Origin of the sequence: Pseudomonas sp. PDM28 (genome assembly GCF_019219115.1) — a bacterium.
Lineage (GTDB): Bacteria > Pseudomonadota > Gammaproteobacteria > Pseudomonadales > Pseudomonadaceae > Aquipseudomonas > Aquipseudomonas laurylsulfatiphila.
Genome location: NZ_JAHUWG010000002.1, coordinates 132,843 through 153,125, shown reverse-complemented (window position 1 = coordinate 153,125; position 20,283 = coordinate 132,843). Strand labels below are relative to the sequence as shown.

Here is a 20,283-nt window from a genome sequence, read left to right as displayed (position 1 = left end):
ACCGGCACTAACCCGAGGCCGCGTTGTCAGTTATTGGCGCCTGTAGCGACGAGGACCGTCTCTGATAGCGGCACGTCAGAGTGCATTTGGTGTTTCTCCCCTTGGGCAAACGCTCGCGATGGATTGCGTCCTGGACCGACTCTTTCTTAAGCGAGCAATCTTCTATGGGTTTTTTTCTCGATCCGCGTCATGACATTGACGCCGCGTTATTAAGCTACCGCCGGGTGTTTTGGTCGTTGGCGCTGTTCAGTGGCGTGATTAACCTGTTGGTGCTGGTGCCGTCGCTCTACATGATGCAGGTGTACGACCGGGTCCTTACCAGTCGTAACGAAACCACTTTGTTCATGCTTACTTTGATTGCGCTGGGGTTGTTCATGTTCAGCGCCTTGATCGAGTGGGTTCGTGGCGCGGTGATGATTCGCATGAGCGCGGGGCTCGACGAAGCCTTGGGCGAGCGGCTTTTCGACGCCGCTTTCGCCCGCAGCCTTCGCGAGCACGATGCCAACCCGGCCCAGGTGCTCACCGATCTGGCGACACTGCGGCAGCTGATCACCGGCCAGGGCCTGATTGCCTTGCTCGATGCGCCATGGTTGCCGATCTTTTTGCTGATAGCGTTCATCTTTCACCCATGGTTTGGCGTGCTGACGCTGGTTCTGGCCCTGATACTGGTCGGCCTGGCTCTGTGGGGGGAATGGGCGACTCGAACACGCCTGGACGAAGCCAATCGACTGGGTGTGCAGTCGTCGATTTATCTCAACAGCACGTTCCACAATGCCGAAGTCATCCAGGCCCTGGGCATGCTCGGGCCATTGCGTCAGCGCTGGAGCCTGCTGCAGCAGCGCATCGTAGCGGCCCAGGCCCATGCCAGTGACCGTAGCGCGCGCATCACGTCGATGACTCGTTTCGTACGCATTTGCGGGCAATCGCTGGCCCTGGGGCTCGGCGCGCTGTTGGTGCTCGAAGGCCAATTGTCGGCGGGCATGATGATCGCCATGTCGCTGCTATTGGGGCGCGCCCTGGCCCCCGTGGAAATCGCCATCGGCTCGTGGAAGCAATTCAACTCCGGCCGCCAGAGTTACCAGCGCCTCAGCCAACTCCTTGTCCGGCATCCAGGCGAGCGCCTGCGCATGCCGTTGCCGCCGCCCACCGGCGCGGTGCATGTGGAGCAGTTGTATGTCGGCCCGCCCGGTGCCTCGCAACCGATCCTGCGGGGGATCAATTTCAATTTGGTCAAAGGTGACGTGCTCGGCGTTGTCGGGCCCAGCGCCAGTGGAAAGTCAACACTGGCCAGGGCGCTGGTCGGGGTCTGGCCAGCCATGGGCGGGTCGGTGCGCCTCGATAACGCCGAGATCAGCCAATGGTCTCACGACGCCTTGGGCCCGCACCTGGGCTACTTGCCGCAGGACATAGAGCTGTTCGACGGCACGGTGGCCGACAATATTGCCCGCTTCGGTGAGCAGGACGCTCACAAGATCATCGTGGCGGGGCGTCATGCTGGCATACACGAGATCATCCTGAGGCTCCCCAAAGGTTACGACACGCCGTTGGGCCCCGGCGGGCTGGGATTGTCCGGGGGACAGAAACAGCGCCTCGGCCTGGCCCGTGCACTCTATGGACTCCCTTCGCTGATCGTGCTCGATGAGCCGAACTCCAATCTCGATGAAGCCGGAGAGCTGGCGCTGGTCCAGGCGATCGGTGCGCTCAAGACCGCTGGCAGCACCGTGGTGCTGATTACGCACCGGCCTAGTGTACTGGCGGTGGTTGACCACATCCTCGTGCTCAAGGACGGCACTCAACAAGCATTCGGTCCACGGGACCGGGTGCTCAAGGCATTGCTTGCGGGGCCGAGACCGGCAGCGATCAAGGAGGCTGGCGAAGATGCATGATCTGACCCCAGGCACACAGATGTACAGCGAACAACGACCGAGCGTACGTGATAAGCCCATGCTGCCAGGTGCCAATACCGACGCGGGCAGCGCGGCAAGATATGGCGTGGGCTTCCTGGCCCTGGCACTGGGTGGCTTCCTGCTCTGGGCCTGCCTGGCGCCGCTCGATCAGGGTGTCGTAGGCAGTGGCACCGTAGTAGTAGCGGGCGAACGCAAAGCGGTGCAGTCGTTGGTCGGTGGCGTGGTGGAAAAACTGCTGGTCAGTGATGGCGACCGCGTCACCCAAGGCCAGTTGCTGGTGCAACTCAACACGGTGCAAGCGCAGTCACAACTGGACGTGACCCGGGGCAAATTGCTTAATGATCGCAGCGTCGAGGCTCGCTTGATTGCCGAGCGCCTGGGCACCGCCGAGATCCAATGGCCCCCTGACTTGCTGGAACACGCTGAAGAGCCGCGGCTCAAGGCAGCCATGGCCTTGCAGAGCCAGTTATTTGCGACCCGGCGTGCAGAATTGGCCAGTCGCTTGCAGATCATCGAACACGAAACCGCCGCATTGCAGCAGCAACTGATCGGATATGAAGGCGTCAAGCGCAACTACGAAACGCAGATGCGCTTCCAGCAGCAGGAGCTGGAAGGCCTGCGTGTTTTGGCACATGAGGGCTATGTCCCGCGCAACAAGCTCTTCGAGGCCGAGCGCAACGCCGCCCAATTGGCCGGGCAGATTGCCTCCGTGATAGGTGATGCCGGCAGGACTCGCCAGTCGATCAATGAAGGTCGGGTCAAGGCCTTGCAGGCGCAGCAGGAGTTTCGCCGCGATGCCGAAATCCAGCTCAGTGAAGTCTCCGCCGAGGCGTCAGCTTTTGCCGATCAGATCAGTGCCTTTGAGTTTGAAGTCGAAAACGGTACGATCCGCGCGCCGGTGTCCGGACAGGTCATGGACGTGAACATTCATACGATTGGCGGCGTTGCCCAGGCCGGACAAACCCTGATGCAGGTGGTGCCGTTGGATGCGCCGATGGCGATCACCGCGCGTTTCGAGCCGTTGATGGCCAACAAGTTGCGTCCGGGGTTGCCGGTGCACGTGCACTTCACTGCGCTGCAACGGGTGGATACCCCGACTGTCACCGGGACGGTGACTACGGTGTCGGCGGACCAGTTGATCGATGAACAGACTCACCAGCCGTACTTTTCCGCCAAGGTCGAAATTCCCGCAGATACCGTTGTGTCGCTACAGGCCGCCGGCCTGCCGGTGCGGCCGGGCATGCTTGCCGATGTCACGGTGGTCACGGGCGAGCGTACCTTGATGAACTACCTGATGAAACCTTTGCGCGAACGCTTGCTCGCAGCCTTCAAAGAGGAATGAGCGGCTATCCTCGTCACTGTAGGAGCGAGCTTGCTCCTACAGAATCCTTAAACGTTAGGAGCGGGCAGGCCTGCTTTCAGCGATTATGGCCTGGACTCAGGCGGTGAAATCGCTGGCGTGCAACTCCTTGACGCCCAGCAGTGCGAATTCGAACTCGGGGGTGGCGTCGGCGTCGACACTGCCGTAGAGAATGCCTTCGGCAAAGCGCACTTGGCCGGTGGCGTTGGCAGGGTCGAAAGCGTTGCTGCCGATGAAGGTGAAGGCATCGACAGTGCCGGTCAACGGGTTGGCGTCCAGGCCGGAGAAGTCCAGATGATCGCCTTCGATGCTCTTGAAACCGTTGAGCACATCACGCGAAGCACCGACGCCCATGTCCGACAGCGCACCAAATGCGTAGGTATCCGCGCCAGTGCCACCGGTGAGATTGTCGGTGCCTGCACCGCCGATCAACCGATCATCGCCGGAACCACCCACGAGCGTGTCATTGCCTGCACCGCCGTTCAGGACGTTCGCGGCGCTGTTGCCCGACAGACTGTCTGCGTAGCCACTTCCCGTCAGGTTTTCGAAGAATTTCAAGGTGTCGAGCCCCGATCCCCCGGTGTTTTGTTGCACTGAGGTCGAGAGGTTGGCGGTGACACCGGACAGAGCGCGTTCAAAAGACACGGTGTCATTTCCCTCGCGCCCGTCCAGCACGTTGTTGCCGGCTGCGGCGAACAGCGTGTTGTCCAACGCGTTGCCCGTGCCATTGGCGGCGCCCGGACTCTCGATGTACAGATTCTCGACATTCGTGCCCAGGGTATAGGTCCCCAGACTGCTGCGCACACTGTCGATCCCTCCAGGCAACACGTTGCCCTGGGTCTCGATCACGCTGTCGTTGGCGTTGTCGACATAGTAAGTGTCGTTGCCATCACCACCACTCATGCTGTCGGCCTCTGCGCCACCATTGAGCACGTTGGCGGCGGCATTGCCGGTGATGAAGTTGCGCAGCGCGTTACCGCTGCCGTCGATATCCGAGACACCGGTGAGCACGAGGTTCTCGAGATTGGCGCCCAGGGTCCAGCTGACTGATGCCTGCACCGTATCGATCTGCGAGGCCGAGGGGTTGGTTTCCACCACGCTGTCGGACGCGTTGTCGACCAGATAGATGTCGTTGCCATCACCACCGGTCATGGAGTCGGCGCCCAAGTCGCCATCCAGTGTGTCATTGCCCGAACTGCCCACCAGGGTATCGGCCTGGTCAGTGCCGGAGATCATGCCGCCCTGGTTCTGAGCGTTGTCGAAAATGTCCTGAACACTATTGTTGTCGTCCGGGTTGCCTTGAAAGCCAAGGTCTGTGGCGATGTAGTCGGCCAGGCGCTGGCCGACGATTTCCGCCGATTCCTCGTGCAGGTGCCAGACGTCATCGGGATACACCAGCGAATCGACTTCGTAGCGCAAGGGCAGGTCGGTGTAGTCCACCGCCAGCTTGACGTCGGCGCGTTCGGTGGCGATGGCTTCCTGGACGGCGCGAACATAGCCTACGCCCTCGACGATGGAGGCGATCTTTTCTTCGGAATAGCCCCGGGCACGTGCCGCATCCTCCTGATAGTGGCCGGTTTCCATGATGTACACGTTGAAGTTGCCGAACTGGGCATGCAGGTAATCGAACACCTTCAGGGTGGCGTCCTTGTAGGCAGCGGCCGCCGCGGTTTTGTCCGTGGCACGCGCGATCTCCTGGGCAGCTTCCTCGCCCTGGCCCCAAATGATGCCCATGGTGACGTTATCGATCGATTGCAGTTCGGCGAGCTGGTCCCCCAGCAACGCGACGGCACGCAACAGTGCAGGTCCTGGTTGGTTGGTGTCAGTCAACCACCAGCACAACTTGAGCTCTTCGGCGCTCAGGGTCGACAGGCCGTTGACCGTGCTACCTCCCACCGCGATGTCGATGCCGTTGCCGTCGGCATCGGTGAACTGGCTGCGTACGTCATAGGGGGTGTAGCGGTCCAGGTCTTTGACCAGCATCGAGGTGCCAGACTGATCGTCATCCTCTGTCATGCGCAGCAGGCGCGCATTGGATTGACCGAGCGTGGGCAGGTAGAGAATGTCCTGTTGGGCGCGCTCGCCAAACACGAAGTCGCTGGCGGTGAGGGTGTTGAGGTAGTTGCCGTTGAGAGCGATTTCAAAACGGTTGCCATTGGCATCCGCGTCGGCGGATTTGATGTAGGTCTTGTCGCCGGCCGCGTTGAGGGTCATGTACAGCGTGTGATTGCTGCCATCGCCGAGACCGAGAAAGCCCAGGCCCGACACATCGATCTTGTCGACGCCAGCAGTGAAGTCATAAATCGTGTCGGTGGCAGTGATGCCGCCGACGTCGTAATCGCGGTAACTGTCGAGCGCGTTGGTGTAGCGGAAGGTGTCCGCCCCATCGCCGCCATACAGCGAGTCGCGTCCGGCACCACCGTCGATGATGTCTGCTCCGGTGCCAGCCTTGATCGTGTCATTGCCACCTTTGCCCAGGATCAGGTCAGCACCTGCCGTGCCGTTGAGCGTATCGGCATTATCTGTGCCGGCGAGGGTACTGGCTGGCGCATCAGCCACCGTCAGGGCGAAGCTGTCGCTGACCGAGGCACCTGAAGGATCGGTGGCCTTGACCAGTACGCTGTAGTTTCCGGCCGCAGTGCTGATCGGCGTGCCGCTGAACGTCAGGCTGGTGGCATTGAAGCTCAGCCATGTGGGCAGAGCGCTTCCGTCGGCGAGGGTCGCGGTATAGACCAACGCATCCTGGTCGGCATCGGTGAAACTGTCATGGGGCACGGTGTAATTGAACGGCGTGCTTTCGGTGGCGTTCTGGTCGAGCAGGAGAATGGCCACCACTGGCGCCACATTGCTTGAAGTGTTCTGGTCGGCGAAGACAAAATGACTCGCCGTCAGGCTGCTCACCAGATTGCCCGCCATCGACAACTCAAAGCGATTGCCGTTGGCGTCGACGGTGAGATCCTTGAGGTAAGTACGGTTGGTCGACGCACTGTAGGTCAGTTGCAGCGTACCGTTCAGACCATTGCCCAGCGCCGTGTAGCCGAGTGCCGAGACATCGATCTTGTCGGCGGTCACATCGAAATCGAGGATTTGGTCGCTGACGCTCGTGGAACTGGTGCGATAACTGTCGAGTTTCGAGGTATAGCGGAACACATCGGCCCCCGCGCCGCCGGTGAGCTTGTCCACCCCGGTGCCACCGATCAGGATGTCGTTGCCCGCGCCACCATTGAGCGTGTCGTTACCTGCGCCACCTTGCAGTTGCTCGTTGGCTGCGGTGCCAGTGAGCGTGTCGTTGTTCGGGGTGCCATTGATCACCGTGGGGCCCGCGGGTACGTCCTGCACGGCGAGGGTGAAGCTGTCGCTGACGGTGGCGTTGCTGCCATCGGTGGCGGTGACCTGGATGGAGTAAGTGCCCGACGCGGTGTCGCTGGGTGTGCCACTGAACGTACGAGTGGCGGCATCGAATGTCAGCCAACCGGGCAGGGCGCTGCCATTGGCCAGCTTGGCGGTGTAGCTGAGGCTGTCGTTATCCGGATCGGTGAAGCTGGTGGCCGGGACCACGTAACTGAACGCTGTACTTTCGGTCGCGTTCTGATCCGGCAGCGGCGTGGCCAGCACCGGCGCCTGGTTGGTTGGTGACGACGTGGCGAAGACGAAGTTGGCGCTGGTCAGTTTGTCGAGGTAGTTGCCGGCCAGCGTCACCTCAAAACGATTGCCATTGGCGTCGGCAGTCAAGGACTTGATGTAAGTCTTGGTGCCGGTGCTGTTGAGCACAAGGTACACGGTGTTGTTCTTGCCATCCCCCAGGCCGGTAAATCCGATGGCCGACAGGTCGATCTTGTCGTTGCTGACATCGAAGTCGGTGATCAGGTCGCTAAGGTTGGCTCCGCCGGTGTTGTAGTTGCGGTAACTGTCCAGACGATTGGAGAACACAAAAGTGTCCGCCCCGGCGCCACCGGTGAGGCTGTCCATCCCGGCGCCGCCGTCGAGCTTGTCGTCGCCCGCGCCGCCACTGAGATTGTCGTTTCCTGCGAGGCCGAGCAGGGTGTCGGCCGAATCACTGCCCAGCAATGTGTCACTGGCGCTGGTGCCGGTGACCACCCGATTGAAAATGAAGTTGCTGGCGGTCAGGGTGCTGGCGAGGTTGCCCGAGAGAATCAACTCGAAGCGATTGCCGCTGGCGTCGGCATCGTAGTCCTTGATGTAGGTGCGGTCGTTGCTGGCGCTGTAGCTGACCTGCAGGGTGCCACCACGGCCATTACCCAGGCCGGTGAAGCCCAGGTCGGCCAGGTCGATCTTGTCCTGGGTGACGTCGAAGTCGGTCACGGTGTCATCGAAGCTTGCGGTTGCATTGCGGTAGCTGTCGGACTGAGCGGCGAAACGGAACGTATCGGCGCCGGTACCACCGGTGAGTTTGTCGATGCCCGCACCGCCCACCAGAATGTCGCCACCGGCCCCGCCATTGATCGTATCGTTGCCGGCCCCGCCGTAGAAAATCTCGCTTTCGGCGCTGCCCAAAAGGGTGTCGTTGCCAGCCGTACCCTGCACAGTGGTCATGGGCACCGTGTCGCTGACGTAGCTGCCGTCACCATAGATCAACGTGACACCATTGCTGGTGTGACTGATGGTATTGCCGATGATGGCATTGCGATCCGTGCCGTTTTCATTGCGTTCTGCAACACCGTAGGTCGAGAGGTTGCTGCCGCTGATGATGTTGCCCTGGATGATGTTGTCGCTGCCGTTGAAGTACTTGCCTGACACGCCCAGGGTGTCGTCGTAGGACTGGATGATGATTTCCGGTACGGGGCTGCCCAGTGAATTGTTGTGGAGCGTGTTGTCGGTGATTTCAACGTGGTTACTGCCATAGATGCGAACCCCGGCGCTGGCATTGTCGTGAATATCGACGCCGCTGACAGTCACCTCGCTGGACATCTTGATCAGCACCCCTTCGGCGCCGTTGCCGTACACCTCGCCACCGGTGATGGTTATGTTGCTGGGGGAGGGGATGTCCTCGCTGCCGCGCTGCACGACGATGCCATTACCGCCGTTGTTGTAGGCAATGTTATTGGTCAGGGTGAAGTCGTGGGTACTGGTAACGACGTTGAAACCGTGCCGGTCGTTGTCGTAGGCGATGTTGTTTTCAAAGGTACTGTCGCTCAGGAAATCAGCGACGAAGCCGTCCAGGCCATTGCCGTGGGACACGCTGTTCTTGATGACCATGTTGACGGTCTGCTCGTGGGGGTCGAAACCGTACCCGGAGCAATCCTTGATTTCGACACTGTCGAGGGTGACGTTGGAGTCGTAGCCTTCTACGCCGGGAATGAAGCCGTTGAACCAACCGTCGATCTTGCCCGTTGTGTTGTCACGATTGCCATCAATGGTGAGGTTGCTGACACCAAAGTCGTGGGTTTCTTCGCCATAAGCGGAGCGAATAACCCCCGTGATCTTGGTATCCGAACCGTCAGCCACTTTGACGTTGGTGACGCCCATGCCGTCGCCGTACAGGTAGACGTTGCTCTTGAGCATCAGGCATCCGTCAGAGGGCTCCGCGCCTGCGGAAACGATATAGGTCCCGGTCGGCATGTACACCTGGCCACCGCCAGCGACAGCCGCGGCATCAATCGCACTCTGTATCGCGGCCGTGTCGTCGGTAATCCCATCGCCTTTAGCGCCAAAACTTTGTACGTTGAAAATCATTAACTTATCTCCGTATCAGTCTAAATAGCGGCGCACGCCAATATTCCATCGACGAACAGCTTGTTAGGACTCGGAGGTGGGCTAAAGTTGTGACCGCATATCGGAAGCACGTCAAAAAACAGATATTACTGATCAGCGGTCTGAACGATCTTTTATGGAAACAACTTTATTTTGACTCTAACCGTGGACAGTGCGTCCTCCCAGGTAAAACTCAGGTGGCTTTACCCACGGAAATTGGAGGCGACGACCCACGACGGTTTTGTCGCTCAAACCATTCGAATAGCGCCATGCCGGCCAGCATGGCCACGACAAACACCGCACCCTTGAAAATGCCCGAGCCCAACAGCACCAGAGCGGGGCCCGGGCAAATCCCGGCCAATCCCCAACCGAACCCAAATAGCAGGCTGCCGATGATCAGGCGTCGGTCGAAGTGTCGAGCTGTGGGCAGATTCATCGGCAAGCCAAGCAGTGATCGCGTTCGCTTTCTTGCCACCCGAAAGCCCAGGGTAGCCACGGCAATGGCACCGGCCATGACGAATGCCAGCGAGGGATCCCACACCCCGGTCAGGTCCAGGAACCCCAGCACTTTGGCGGGGTTTGTCATGCCTGAAACCAGCAAACCGACCCCAAATATGAGCCCGCAAATCCAGGCGAAGAAGAGTGCCATGATCAATTCCCTCCCAGAAGGTGGCGAACCACAAAGACGGTGGCAAACCCGGCACTCATGAACACTGCAGTCGCCACCCCTGAACGCGGCGACAAGCGCGAAAGGCCGCAGACGCCGTGACCGCTGGTGCAGCCAGCCCCATAGCGTGTGCCAATGCCGACCAACATCCCGGCGACAATCAATAGCGGATAACCAGCATCGATCTGCAACGTAGGCAGTGGTGCATTCAGGCGGTAAAGCAGCGGAGCCATGAGCAGCCCCAGTACAAATGCTATGCGCCACGCGACATCACCAGCCAACGGGCGCAGTAAACCGCCGACAATGCCACTGATGCCGGCGATGCGCCCATTAAACAGCACGAACAGGGTAGCGGCAGTGCCTATCAACAGGCCGCCAATCAGAGCGCTCAGCGGTGTGAAATGGTTCAGATCGATCATGGCGACCACCTATCGTAAACCGTCGCTACATTGTCTACAGGCTTGTGCGCGTCACTTGCTCATCGGCATGTTCATCATGCTCGATTGCTGATCCATCATTTTCATCATCATGTTCATCATTCCCATCTCCATGCCGTCTTTGTTGCCGTCCATGCCCATGCCATGACAGTTCTTATGCATCATGGCCATGCTGTCCTTCATCGTCTTCATGCTCTCCTGCATGGCGGCGTGTCGCTCGGCAGGGGTCTTGGCTGCGACTGCCTTGTCGTGTGCAGCCTGCATTTTTTGCATTTGCTCGGTCATGACATTGTTTGGCATCGGCGTAGCTGTTTTGCTCGTCTGGCCGGACGCGGTCTGCCCTTGCTCAGGGTGATGCTCGTCGACTGCCGAGGCGATGAGTGGGCTGCTGGTCAGCAGGGTGGCGAGGATAATTTTCAGTGAGGCATGCATGGCAATCTCCAAAGGGTGATGACAACTCAGGTAACACCAGGCCGCACCAGGTTGGCGCAGTCGGACAATGCGCCGAAGATCGGCGCGCAAAAGGTCGGATTAATCGTTGAAACGGACGAAAATCAGGCGGGCAGGTGGTCTGGCCGGTACAGGGCGCCGTAATGCAAGAAAGGCAAAAGCGGAGGGATTGGCGGGAAACAAAATCAGCAACGCAGGGATCAGTAACAGAAACGTCCAACTGAACAGATCAAATGTTTGAAGATGGAGCGAAGGACTTACAGCTATCGCCGCATCGGCGCAGTGCTGAAGGCAGCCCAGGGCATGGGCTTCGTGGCTCTCATGATCTTGCGCAGTGTTCAGTGAGACATGTGTTGTAGCCGGATTATGGCTTGGCTGTGCCAGACATCCCTGGGTCGCTGCCACACCAAACGCTAACAACCACAGCACGATGGCGAGGCATATGAACGTTGGTTGACGATGGCGAAACCAGAACATGGAGAATCTCCGGTACTGATTAGCGGGTTTGATTTTTCAACATACAGCACATCGAAGTGTCACGGTTGATCCACGTCAATTTATGCCGCCGGGTGTCGGCTCTTGTGATGTGGTGAAATGTAAGGTCTACGTTGACCATTTCAAAATAACATCTGATTTAACAAGTGGGCGATGTCAGATGTTCATAAGTGGCTCGCGGGCCCGAGATTACAGACTCAATGTTCTCGGAATTAACTCGCCTGTTCATCGATTTATGTTCATAGCGCCAGTTTCCACGACATTCCTAGTCACGCCTCCCCGAACTCTCACGGTTACAGCCTCCGCAATATCGTCGCCATCCTGGATCCTCAGTCCGTTACCCGCCGTATCCCTGCAGCCGCAGAGACCAAAGGCACCCGGAAGGCTCGCTCCGTTAAGGTGTACAAAAACCCGCATTCCGGTGGTAGGTAGCTCGTTTATCGTGGTATCTCTGGCGAGCAGCTCCATAGAAGTAAGACTTCGCGAGACGTGTGGCAACCGCTTTAGGACGCTTACTGTCCGTCACGACATGCAGAAATCGGCCAAAACCTGCCCGTCACCAACACCTTCAATCGCCCATGAATTGAACTGCTCGATACCTGCAGCTACACAACCTGTAGCTGAGTGTCGGTGATGATTCCCGAGAAAACCGATTCTACCGGCCCAATAAGAACAACCGGCCCCACACCATCCCATTCAACCGTGACGGTTCCGCCATCACATTCCACTTCAACGGAGTGGTCCAGCAGGCCACGGCGTATTCCATTGACCACGGCACCACAGCAGCAGGAACCAGAACCCAGCGGAATACCACCCCAGCGCTCCCAAATACGCAGGCGAATGCGCGTTCGGTCGATGATCTGTACGAAATGCACGTTCGTCCGGAGGGGAAACAGGGGATCGGTTTCTATGGCCGGCCCGATTGTCGCCACATCGACCGCCGCCAGATCTTCCACAAAGTAGGTGCAGTGCGGATTTCCCATGTTGCAAGCGGCCGGGTCACCCGCCAGTGGCAGAGCAGCCGTAGCCAACTCGCGAGTCAGGGGGATGTCCAACCAACCGAAACGTGGTTCTCCCATGCTGACGGAAATGACACCAGTGGACATTCGTTCGCAAGTCAAAAGACCGCGGCTGGTTCGCAGCCCTATCGAAGTCGCGTTCGACTCGCGCATCAATCGGTCTGCGGCACCCCGGGTTGCGCTGCCACAGACATCCAGCGTGGAGCCGTCGGCATTCCAGAATTCCAGTCGCGCATCGGCATCGTCGCAATCAAGCACCACCGCCAGTTGATTAAACCCGATGCCCCGGTTGCGATCACCCATTCGACGAGCGAGCGCACTGGTCACCGGATTGGCCATCTTGCGTGCGTCAACAATGACGAAGTCATCGCCATTGGCGTGCATCTTGTGAAAAGGCAGGGGCATGAATAAGTCCTGGCGATGGGGAATGAGATGGATGATGTTTAATGGGATCGAGTTCTATTGGAAGCCCTTTGTCAAGTTGGATGAGTCTAGCCTGATCAGCGCTTTTCAGAACTAGGCGCTCGATATCTTGAAGGGACGCGAGCAACGATTGCCGGCCCACTGAGCGAGCGGCGGCTGTTGGCCGTTTACTGCCCGTTAACACAGGCAGCTTTTGACCGATCGGTGCCTATCGCGAGGGGCAGCAAACCCTTTACGGTCGTTCACTACTGGCAGTTACCAGCCATCGTCCATGACGACTGGCTCCCGTTGCGCGGACCACAGTGTGACCAGGGCGAGCAAGCTCAACAGCGGCCAGATATACGAATGTAATCGCACTGACTACAGCGTTGGAAAGGCGGGTGAGCCGGATCTTCATCATGCGCAAACCGGACAAGTTGGCGGTGCTGGAGGTGTTGTTGTACGTGCAATAGTCAAACGACTACCCGACCGTGCAGATTTTCACTGACCTGCAAATCCGCCTGATGAATCGGCTTGCGCCGATGCCTGAGCATCCCGCCTTGACGCTGATTCATCACCGCCGTCATCTCCGCCAGTATCGACAGCGCCACGTTCTCCGGAGCATCGCCCCCCAGGTCGAGGCCCATAGGGAAATGCAGGGCGCACGTCCCCTGACCGATCTCCGCAAGCAAGCGCTGCGTACGCTCCTTCGGACCGAGCTGGCCGAGGTAGGCGGGAGAGGTCTGCAACAGTTGCCCGAGCCAATGCCGGTCCTGGCGATAGCTGTGGGTCATCACGGTGACGGCGGCGCCATCGGTCAGGGGGCGCAGGTCGAATGGGTTGTCGAGGCTGGCAAAGATTACGGCATCGGCCTGGGGGAAGCGTTCGGGGCGGGCGAAGTGGCTGCGACTGTCGATGACACTGACATGCCAGTTCAGCAGTTTGGCCATGCGTACCAGCGGCTGGGCGTCGTGGCCGGCACCGAAGATTACCAGACGCGGCGGCGGCGCGATGTATTCGAAGAATACTTCGACTTCGCCACGGGCGTCGGTGTAGAGGCGTATCGATGATTTTTTCTGCGCCAGTGTCTTGCGCAAATCGTGGCGAATCGCAATTTTCAGCGGTAGATTGCGCAGGGTTCCATCGGTGTCGGATAGCAGGCGGTCTCCGACCCGCGCCGAGGCATTGCGAGACGTGCCAATCACCGTGGCCATGGCGGCCGGCTGTTGGCTGTCGCGCACCCGGCGCAACAGTTCGATAACGGGTGACGAGGATGTCGCGTGCAGGCGTTCGAGCAAGACGAACACCGTGCCGTTGCATCCCAAACCGAAGGTCAACGAGCTTTGCTCATCGTCTTCGTCCTCAGTGGCGCCCGTGCTGTAGCGGCGCACCACGGGTTCGCCGGAGTCGGTCAGCCACCAGGCTTTTTTCGCCAGGTCCTGCTCCAGGCAACCGCCGCTGACGGTGCCGATGGTGCGACCGTGCAGGGGAATGAGCATGCGCGCGCCGGATCGGCGATAGGCCGAGCCTTCGACCTTGACCACGGTGGCGAGGATGGTTTCTTCGCCCGCCTGGGCGGCGGAGTCGATGGCTTGTAGAAGATCATTGAGGCCAGACATGGCAGTAAATCCTGAGCATCATGGAGATCCCTGTGGAAGCGAGCTTGCTCACTCCCACAGGAGTAAAGGTGTGGCAGGTCGGTCAGTCGTTCACATTCATCAACTGCCGGACCCCGTCCCACGCCTCGGCCCGCATCCGCTGCATATCCAGCCCCGGAATCACACCGTTATCGACCACCACCCGGCCACCGACCAGGCTGTACTTCACCCTAATCGGCTCGCCCGCTACCACGGGCGCCACGGCAATGTCGTGGAAGCCGAAGTAGCGCGGATGGTCGAGGCCATAGATCACCAGGTCCGCCGCCTGACCGATCTCAAGTGTGCCGATCGCACCCAACCCCAACACCTGTGCGCCACCCGCCGTGCCCCAGTGAATGACATCTTCGGCGGTGGTGGCCGAGGCGCCTTGCTCCGCGCGGTGTATCAGCCACGCCGTGTTTACCTCGCCAACCATGCTCCCGGATTCGTTGGACGCCACACCGTCGACGCCGAGGGATATTGGCACCCCGGCCTCGAACATCTGCGGTACCGGCGCCACGCCGCTGCCGAGGCGCGCATTGCTCACCGGGCAGTGGGAAATACCGGTGCCGGTTTGTGCAAGCATGCGGATTTCACCCGGTTGCAGGTGCACCGCGTGGGCGAACCACACGTCCGGGCCGAGCCATTCGTGTTCGGCAACGAACTCCACCGGCAGGCAGTTGTATTTCTCGTGGCAGAAGTTGACGTAGTTCCGGGTTTCCGACAGGTGCGTGTGCAGGCGCAAGCCGAGGCCCCGGGCGGTGTGGGCCAGTTCCCGCAGCAGCGTCGGCGGCAGGGAAAAAGTCGGTGTGGTCGGCGCGACGACCACCCGGCGCAAGGCGTCCGGGGTGTCCTGGTGATAACGGGATTTCAGTCGTTCGATGTCACCGACCATCTGGTCCAGGGTTTCCGGTTGCAGCGCGGTTTTCGAGAACCCCGGATGCGCGCTGGCCGACTCCAGCGCTCCGCCCCGGCACAGCACGAATCGCAGGCCGAATTCCTCGGCCATGTCGAACAGCAGGTCACCGGTCTCGGTGGTGCCGTTGGCATGGTAGAGGTAATGGTGATCGGCGCAGGTGGTCACCCCCGACAATAGCAACTCGACCATGCCCAGTTGTGCGGCGATCCGCGCCAGTTGCGGCGTGAAGCGGTTGAGGCGCGGGTAGGGTACGCTGGCCAGCCAGCCTTGCAGGTCCTGGTTCAAGCCTTCGGGGACGGCTTTAAGCAGGTTCTGGAACAGGTGATGGTGGGTGTTGATCCAGCCCGGATACACCACCGAGTGGCGCGCATCGATCACCCGCTCGCCGGGTTGCGCTTCAAGGCCGGCGGCCATTTCGGCGATGCGCCCGTTGACGATGCGGATATCCACGGCGCCGGCCCGAGCCCGTGGGCCGCGCAGGCCGGTCATGACCGCCAGCGGGTTCTTGATCAGGATGTTTTGCAGTTGAGTCATGGTCGGCTCCAGTCAGAGGCTGTGGGTGGCGGATTTGCTGGCGGCGGCATCAGGCACGCTGACACCGTTAAGGGTGGCGTTGAGCAACACCGACACGAGGCAAGCGATGACCACGCTGCTGTGCAGGAAAGGCTGCGACCACTCGGGCAATTGCTTGAACAGGGCGGGGGCCAGCACCGGCACCAGGGCGGCGGCGATGGTGAAGCCGACGATCAGCACGTTGTAGCGATTGCGCTCGTAGTCGACCTTGGACAGGGTCTGGATCCCCGCCGCCGCGACCACGCCGAACATGGCGATCCCGGCACCGCCGAGGGCTGCGGTCGGCATCGAGGCGATGATCGCGCCGGCCTTGGGCACCAGCGCTACCGTGCACATCAGCAGGCCGCTGATGGCGACGACCCAGCGACTTCGCACGCCGGTGAGGATCACCAGCCCGACGTTCTCCATGAAGGCAATGAACGGAAATGCCGCAAACATCCCGGCGATGGTGCTGGCCAGGCCGTTGGCGCGCAGGCCGTTGATCACCTGTTTTTCTTCCACCGGTTTGTCGACGATGTCACCGATGGCCACGAACAGCCCCATGGACTCGACCATCTGCACGATCATCACCACCACCATGGTGGCGATAGGGATCAGGCTGAAGGTCGGCAGGCCGAAGTAGAACGGGTAGGGCACGGTGAGCCATGGCGACTCCTGCACGCTGTGAAAACTGCCCATACCCAGCCCGTAGGCCAGCGCAGCACCCACCAGCATGCCCACCAGTACCGCCATATTGCGCAGCATCGGGCTGCCGTAGCGGTTGACCAGCAGGATGCTGAGCAACACCACCGCCGCAACAGCCAGGTACGTCGGCGCGCCGAAGTCGCTGGCATGCCGTCCGCCGCCGACCCACTCATAGGCAATCGGAAACAGCTGCAAGCCGATCACGGTGACGATGCAACCGGTGACCACCGGTGGAAAAAAGCGCCGCAGTCGACCCACGAACGGCGCCATCAGCATGGTAAAAACCCCCGCGCCGATCACCGCGCCGCAGACCCCGGCGAAACCGACTTCCGGATTGCTGCCGATGGCAATCACCGGCCCCACGCTGCTAAACGCCACGCCCTGCAGGATCGGTAGGCGCACGCCGAATTTCCAGAAACCGACGGTTTGCAGCAGGGTGGCGATGCCGGAGCAGAACAGCGTGGTGCTGATCAGCACCACCGTGTCGGCCTGGGACATCTTCAAGGCGCTGGCGACAATCAACGGCACCGCGATGGCGCCGATGTATGAGACGGCCATGTGCTGCAGGCCGAGGGTAAGCATTTGCCGTACCGGCAGAATCCGGTCGACGGGGTGGATGGTGGGCGTTGCAGGGGTATTGGCTGACGACATGGGGAATCACCTCTTGCTGTTGTTATTCGGTAGAGAGGGGTATTCGTTCTGATGCCGACCGCAGGAGCACCATTGCTCCCACAGGTTTCATGGTGTCCTGACTGTCTGGCACCCGTCATTCATGTGCCCGGAACCGCCATCCACCGGCTCCGATGCCTTTTTCAGCTTGCCAGGCAGGCGGCAAAGCCCTGGTTCAGGGCTGCGCGGTCCAGGTCGCGGCCGATGAACACAATCTTGCTGGAGCGCGGTTCGTTGCCCCAGGACGTCGATGCACGGAACTCCACCAGGCTATGCACTCCTTGCAGGACATAGCGCTGGTCCTGATCGGCCACCGCGAGCACGCCTTTCATGCGGTACAGGTTGTTGGCCTGTTCTATGCGCAGCTTTGTGATCCAGCGGTGGAAGTCGCCCAGGTTGACCGCGCCATCCACGGCGATGCCTACCGACGACACGCTTGGGTCGTGGTCATGATCCGGGCCGTCATGATCGTGATGATGCTCATCGGCGTGATGGTCGTGCTCGGCACCGATCTCCATGAGTTTTTGAGTGGACTCGAAGGCACCGATGCCGAGGATTTTCGACAAGTCGATCTCGGCGTAGCTGGAGGTCACCAGATCCGCCGTGGCGTTCAGGCCCCGGATCTTGTCGGTCAGGGACGCCACGTCGGCGGCGCTGACCAGATCGATCTTGTTGATGACGATGCGGTCGGCGCAGACGATCTGGTCCACCGCCTGGTTGTCTACACCATCGAGCTGCAGGTCTTCCAGATGCTGAGCGATGTGCTTGGCATCAACCATGGTGACGATGGCATCGAGTTCTACTTCATCGGCAATCGGATCGTTGATGAAAAAACTTTGTGCCACCGGATACGGGTCGGCCAGGCCGCTGGTTTCGATCAGGATATGGTCGAGCCGCACCGGGCGCGCCACGAGTTCACGGACGATACGCACCAGGTCTTCGCGGACCTCGGCGGTGCAGCACACGCAGCCGTTGACCATCTCATAGATTTCTTCGGTTTCGGAACTGAGCACCAGGTCGCCGTCGATGCCAACTTCGCCGAATTCGTTCTCGATCACGGCGATCTTGCGGCCGTGGTTTTCCCTGAGGATGTAGTTGAGCAGGGTGGTTTTACCGGCGCCGAGGAAGCCTGTGAGGATGGTCACCGGGATTTTGGTGTTCGGGGTCGGGGCGTTGAATGGAGTGTTCATGTGATGCTCCTTGATGACTGAATGGTCGGAGTGCTTTCAACTGTGGGAGCGAGCTTGCTCGCGATGGGGCCATATCAGCCGGCATTGATGCCGACTGACCCACCGCTATTGCGAGCAAGCTCGCTCCCAGATGTTTTGTACTTGGCTGGAGGCTTGTCGGGTTCTCCCCAGCGCAACGCGGTCCCGGCGTCGAGGCCGAACAGGTCGAGGATACGGCCGAGGCTGTGATCGACCATTTGCGCAAGGTCTTGCGGGCGGGCGTAAAAGGCCGGGACGGGCGGGGCGATGATCCCGCCCATCTCGGTGACGGCGGTCATGTTGCGCAGGTGGGCGAGGGTCAACGGGGTTTCCCGCGCCATCAGCACCAGGGTGCGACGCTCCTTGAGGGTGACGTCGGCTGCGCGACCGATCAGGCCCGATGAGGTGCCGGTGGCGATTTCCGCCAGGGTGCGCATGGAACAGGGCGCAACCACCATGCCCAGGCAGCGGAACGAACCGCTGGCGATCCCGGCGGCCACGTCGTCGGTGCGGTGGTAATGGCTGGCCAGTGCGGTGACGTCGGCCAGTTTGTAGTCGGTTTCGTGGGCCATGGTCAGCAATGCGGCGCGGCTGATGACCAGGTGGCTTTCGATGTCCAGTTGGGCGAGCAATTGCAGCAGGCGCACGCCGTAGATGAAACCCGATGCACCGCTGATGCCGACCACCATGCGCTGGCGGTTCATGATTGCAGGCCTGCGAGCAGTTGGCGGGCACGCTCGACCACGTCCTGGTCCAACTGCGCCTTGATCCCGTCGAAGCCTGAACCGCGAGTGGCGTCCAGGCCCATGCGCGAGGTGGTGCCGTTGATGGAGGACGACGGGTCCAGCGGGCTGCCGGGCAAGCCGTCGATGACGAAGATGTCCTGGTGCGGCTGGAAATGCGTGGCCAGCGCCCAGAGCACCTGGCTGTCGTCGCTGATGTCGATGTCGCTGTCCACCGCGATCACGGTTTTCAGGTACGGGTCCCAACCGAGCAGCGCGAGCATTATCTGCCGCGCTTCGCCGTCGCGGCTCTGGTCCAGGGCGACGTAGCAGTGAAAATGGGTGCCGGAATTGGGGTAGTGAACGGCGGTGACGGCCGGAAAGCGTGCCTTGAGTTTCTCGCTCATCTCCGCTTCCCGCGGCAGCCGCGCCAGGGTCAGGTGTTCGGCGTAGCGCCCGCCAACCACGTCCAGCAGCCAGGCATCCTTGCGCCGCATCAGGGTGTCGACCCGCAGCACATTGTTGGTCGAGCGATCCGAGGAGTACCCGCTGAACTCACCGAACGGGCCTTCTTCGGCATAGGCTGTCGGATCAATGGCGCCTTCCAGGACAAACTCCGCAAAGGCCGGAACGCCGATGCCGTAGCGCGGGGTTTTCACCAGATCCAGCGGCGCACCGAACAAACCGCCCGCCACCTCGCGCTCATCGCTGCCGAACGGCAAGCGTGCCGCCGCGGCGAGCATGAACAGCGGGTGTGCGCCGACCACCATGGCCACGCGTAATTCTTCGCCGCGCTCCCGGGCGGTTTGCAGCATGCGCCACAGGTGACCACGTGAGTGCAGGCTGGTGGCGAGGGTCTGTCGGGCATGGCGCATCGAGCGGTGATAGCTCATGTTGGCGATACCGGTGACCGGATCTTCGGCAATGATGATCGCGTTGGTGATATAGGGGCCGCGATCACTGTCGAAATGCTTGAGCATCGGCAGCAGTGCGAGGTCCACGGCTTCGCCCTCGAAGATTTCATCGAGCACCGGACCGGTTTCCACGTAGTGTGGGGCGATGGGGTTGTTGGCGCGTTTTTGGAACGTCTCGTGCAATTGCGCCGGGGCAACGCCGAACATCCGGGCGATGCGGGTGCGGGAGGCGAACAGGTTGGTGGCTACCGGCAAACCGAAGTTGCCGACTTTTTCGCAGATCAGCAGCGGATCGCGGCCCTGGGTGGCCAGGGTATCGACCAGGGCGGTGACGTCCTGATCGGCTGAAAGGGACTGCCGGACGGTGAGCACATCGTCCGGGTATTGCCGGCGATAGGCGTCTAGAAAGTCGTGAAAATCCTGGGTATCGCCGAGTGTGGAGAGGGTCATGGTTTCACCTCATGAAAAGCAGTGCTGTGCGTACCTGTGGGAGCGGGCTTGCTCGCGA

Annotated in this window: 14 protein-coding genes and 1 pseudogene; 3 read left to right on the top strand and 12 right to left on the bottom strand. The window is 60.6% G+C overall.

Annotated elements, in window-relative coordinates:
• Nucleotides 1-164: 164 nt before the first annotated feature.
• Nucleotides 165-1,886, top strand: coding sequence for a type I secretion system permease/ATPase (locus KW841_RS04025; RefSeq protein WP_218473767.1), 1,722 nt, complete (start codon nt 165-167; stop codon nt 1,884-1,886).
• Entirely contained in the window at nt 1,879-3,249 is a 1,371-nt protein-coding gene (locus KW841_RS04020; RefSeq protein ID WP_218473765.1) for an HlyD family type I secretion periplasmic adaptor subunit, read from the top strand. Before KW841_RS04025 ends, KW841_RS04020 begins: the two co-directional genes overlap by 8 nt.
• Nucleotides 3,250-3,345: 96 nt before the next feature.
• Here KW841_RS04020 and KW841_RS04015 read toward each other — a convergent pair whose 3' ends face one another.
• From KW841_RS04015 to KW841_RS03995, 5 genes are all read right to left on the bottom strand, one after another.
• Entirely contained in the window at nt 3,346-8,961 is a 5,616-nt protein-coding gene (locus KW841_RS04015; RefSeq protein ID WP_218473763.1) for a putative Ig domain-containing protein, read from the bottom strand.
• Between the two features lie 211 nt (nt 8,962-9,172).
• Entirely contained in the window at nt 9,173-9,628 is a 456-nt protein-coding gene (locus tag KW841_RS04010; RefSeq protein ID WP_218473761.1) for a YeeE/YedE family protein, read from the bottom strand.
• Between the two features lie 2 nt (nt 9,629-9,630).
• Nucleotides 9,631-10,065 carry a YeeE/YedE family protein gene (locus KW841_RS04005; protein ID WP_218473759.1) on the bottom strand — a complete coding sequence of 145 codons (435 nt, stop codon included), beginning with the start codon at nt 10,063-10,065 and terminating at the stop codon, nt 9,631-9,633.
• 51 nt (nt 10,066-10,116) lie between these two features.
• Nucleotides 10,117-10,515 carry a hypothetical protein gene (locus tag KW841_RS04000; RefSeq protein WP_218473756.1) on the bottom strand — a complete coding sequence of 133 codons (399 nt, stop codon included), beginning with the start codon at nt 10,513-10,515 and terminating at the stop codon, nt 10,117-10,119.
• A gap of 99 nt (nt 10,516-10,614) precedes the next feature.
• Nucleotides 10,615-11,010, bottom strand: a complete 396-nt coding sequence (locus KW841_RS03995) for a hypothetical protein (RefSeq protein WP_218473754.1) — start codon at nt 11,008-11,010, stop codon at nt 10,615-10,617.
• Nucleotides 11,011-11,316: 306 nt separating this feature from the next.
• Here KW841_RS03995 and KW841_RS29565 point away from each other — a divergent pair.
• A pseudogene (locus tag KW841_RS29565) lies at nt 11,317-11,451 on the top strand (transcriptional regulator); the annotation flags it as partial.
• Between the two features lie 182 nt (nt 11,452-11,633).
• Here the strand turns inward: KW841_RS29565 and dapF are convergent.
• The 7 genes from dapF to KW841_RS03960 all read right to left on the bottom strand — a co-directional run bounded on the left by dapF (nt 11,634) and on the right by KW841_RS03960 (nt 20,225).
• Nucleotides 11,634-12,452 carry a diaminopimelate epimerase gene (dapF, locus tag KW841_RS03990; RefSeq protein WP_218473751.1) on the bottom strand — a complete coding sequence of 273 codons (819 nt, stop codon included), beginning with the start codon at nt 12,450-12,452 and terminating at the stop codon, nt 11,634-11,636.
• Between the two features lie 470 nt (nt 12,453-12,922).
• Nucleotides 12,923-14,068: an XdhC/CoxI family protein gene (locus tag KW841_RS03985; RefSeq protein WP_218473749.1), complete on the bottom strand. Its 1,146-nt coding sequence runs from the start codon at nt 14,066-14,068 to the stop codon at nt 12,923-12,925.
• Between the two features lie 82 nt (nt 14,069-14,150).
• Nucleotides 14,151-15,539 (bottom strand): amidohydrolase family protein, encoded by a 1,389-nt coding sequence (locus KW841_RS03980; protein WP_218473746.1) that lies wholly within the window; start codon nt 15,537-15,539, stop codon nt 14,151-14,153.
• Nucleotides 15,540-15,551: 12 nt separating this feature from the next.
• Nucleotides 15,552-16,913 carry a nucleobase:cation symporter-2 family protein gene (locus KW841_RS03975; RefSeq protein ID WP_218473744.1) on the bottom strand — a complete coding sequence of 454 codons (1,362 nt, stop codon included), beginning with the start codon at nt 16,911-16,913 and terminating at the stop codon, nt 15,552-15,554.
• Between the two features lie 161 nt (nt 16,914-17,074).
• Nucleotides 17,075-18,121 (bottom strand): GTP-binding protein, encoded by a 1,047-nt coding sequence (locus KW841_RS03970; RefSeq protein WP_218473743.1) that lies wholly within the window; start codon nt 18,119-18,121, stop codon nt 17,075-17,077.
• A gap of 74 nt (nt 18,122-18,195) precedes the next feature.
• The gene (locus KW841_RS03965) at nt 18,196-18,843 is read right to left on the bottom strand and encodes a UbiX family flavin prenyltransferase (RefSeq protein WP_218473741.1); all 648 of its coding nucleotides are present in this window, start codon (nt 18,841-18,843) and stop codon (nt 18,196-18,198) included.
• Nucleotides 18,840-20,225 carry a UbiD family decarboxylase gene (locus KW841_RS03960; protein ID WP_218473739.1) on the bottom strand — a complete coding sequence of 462 codons (1,386 nt, stop codon included), beginning with the start codon at nt 20,223-20,225 and terminating at the stop codon, nt 18,840-18,842. The genes KW841_RS03965 and KW841_RS03960 overlap by 4 nt, the downstream gene beginning before the upstream one ends.
• Between the last annotated feature and the right edge of the window lie 58 nt (nt 20,226-20,283).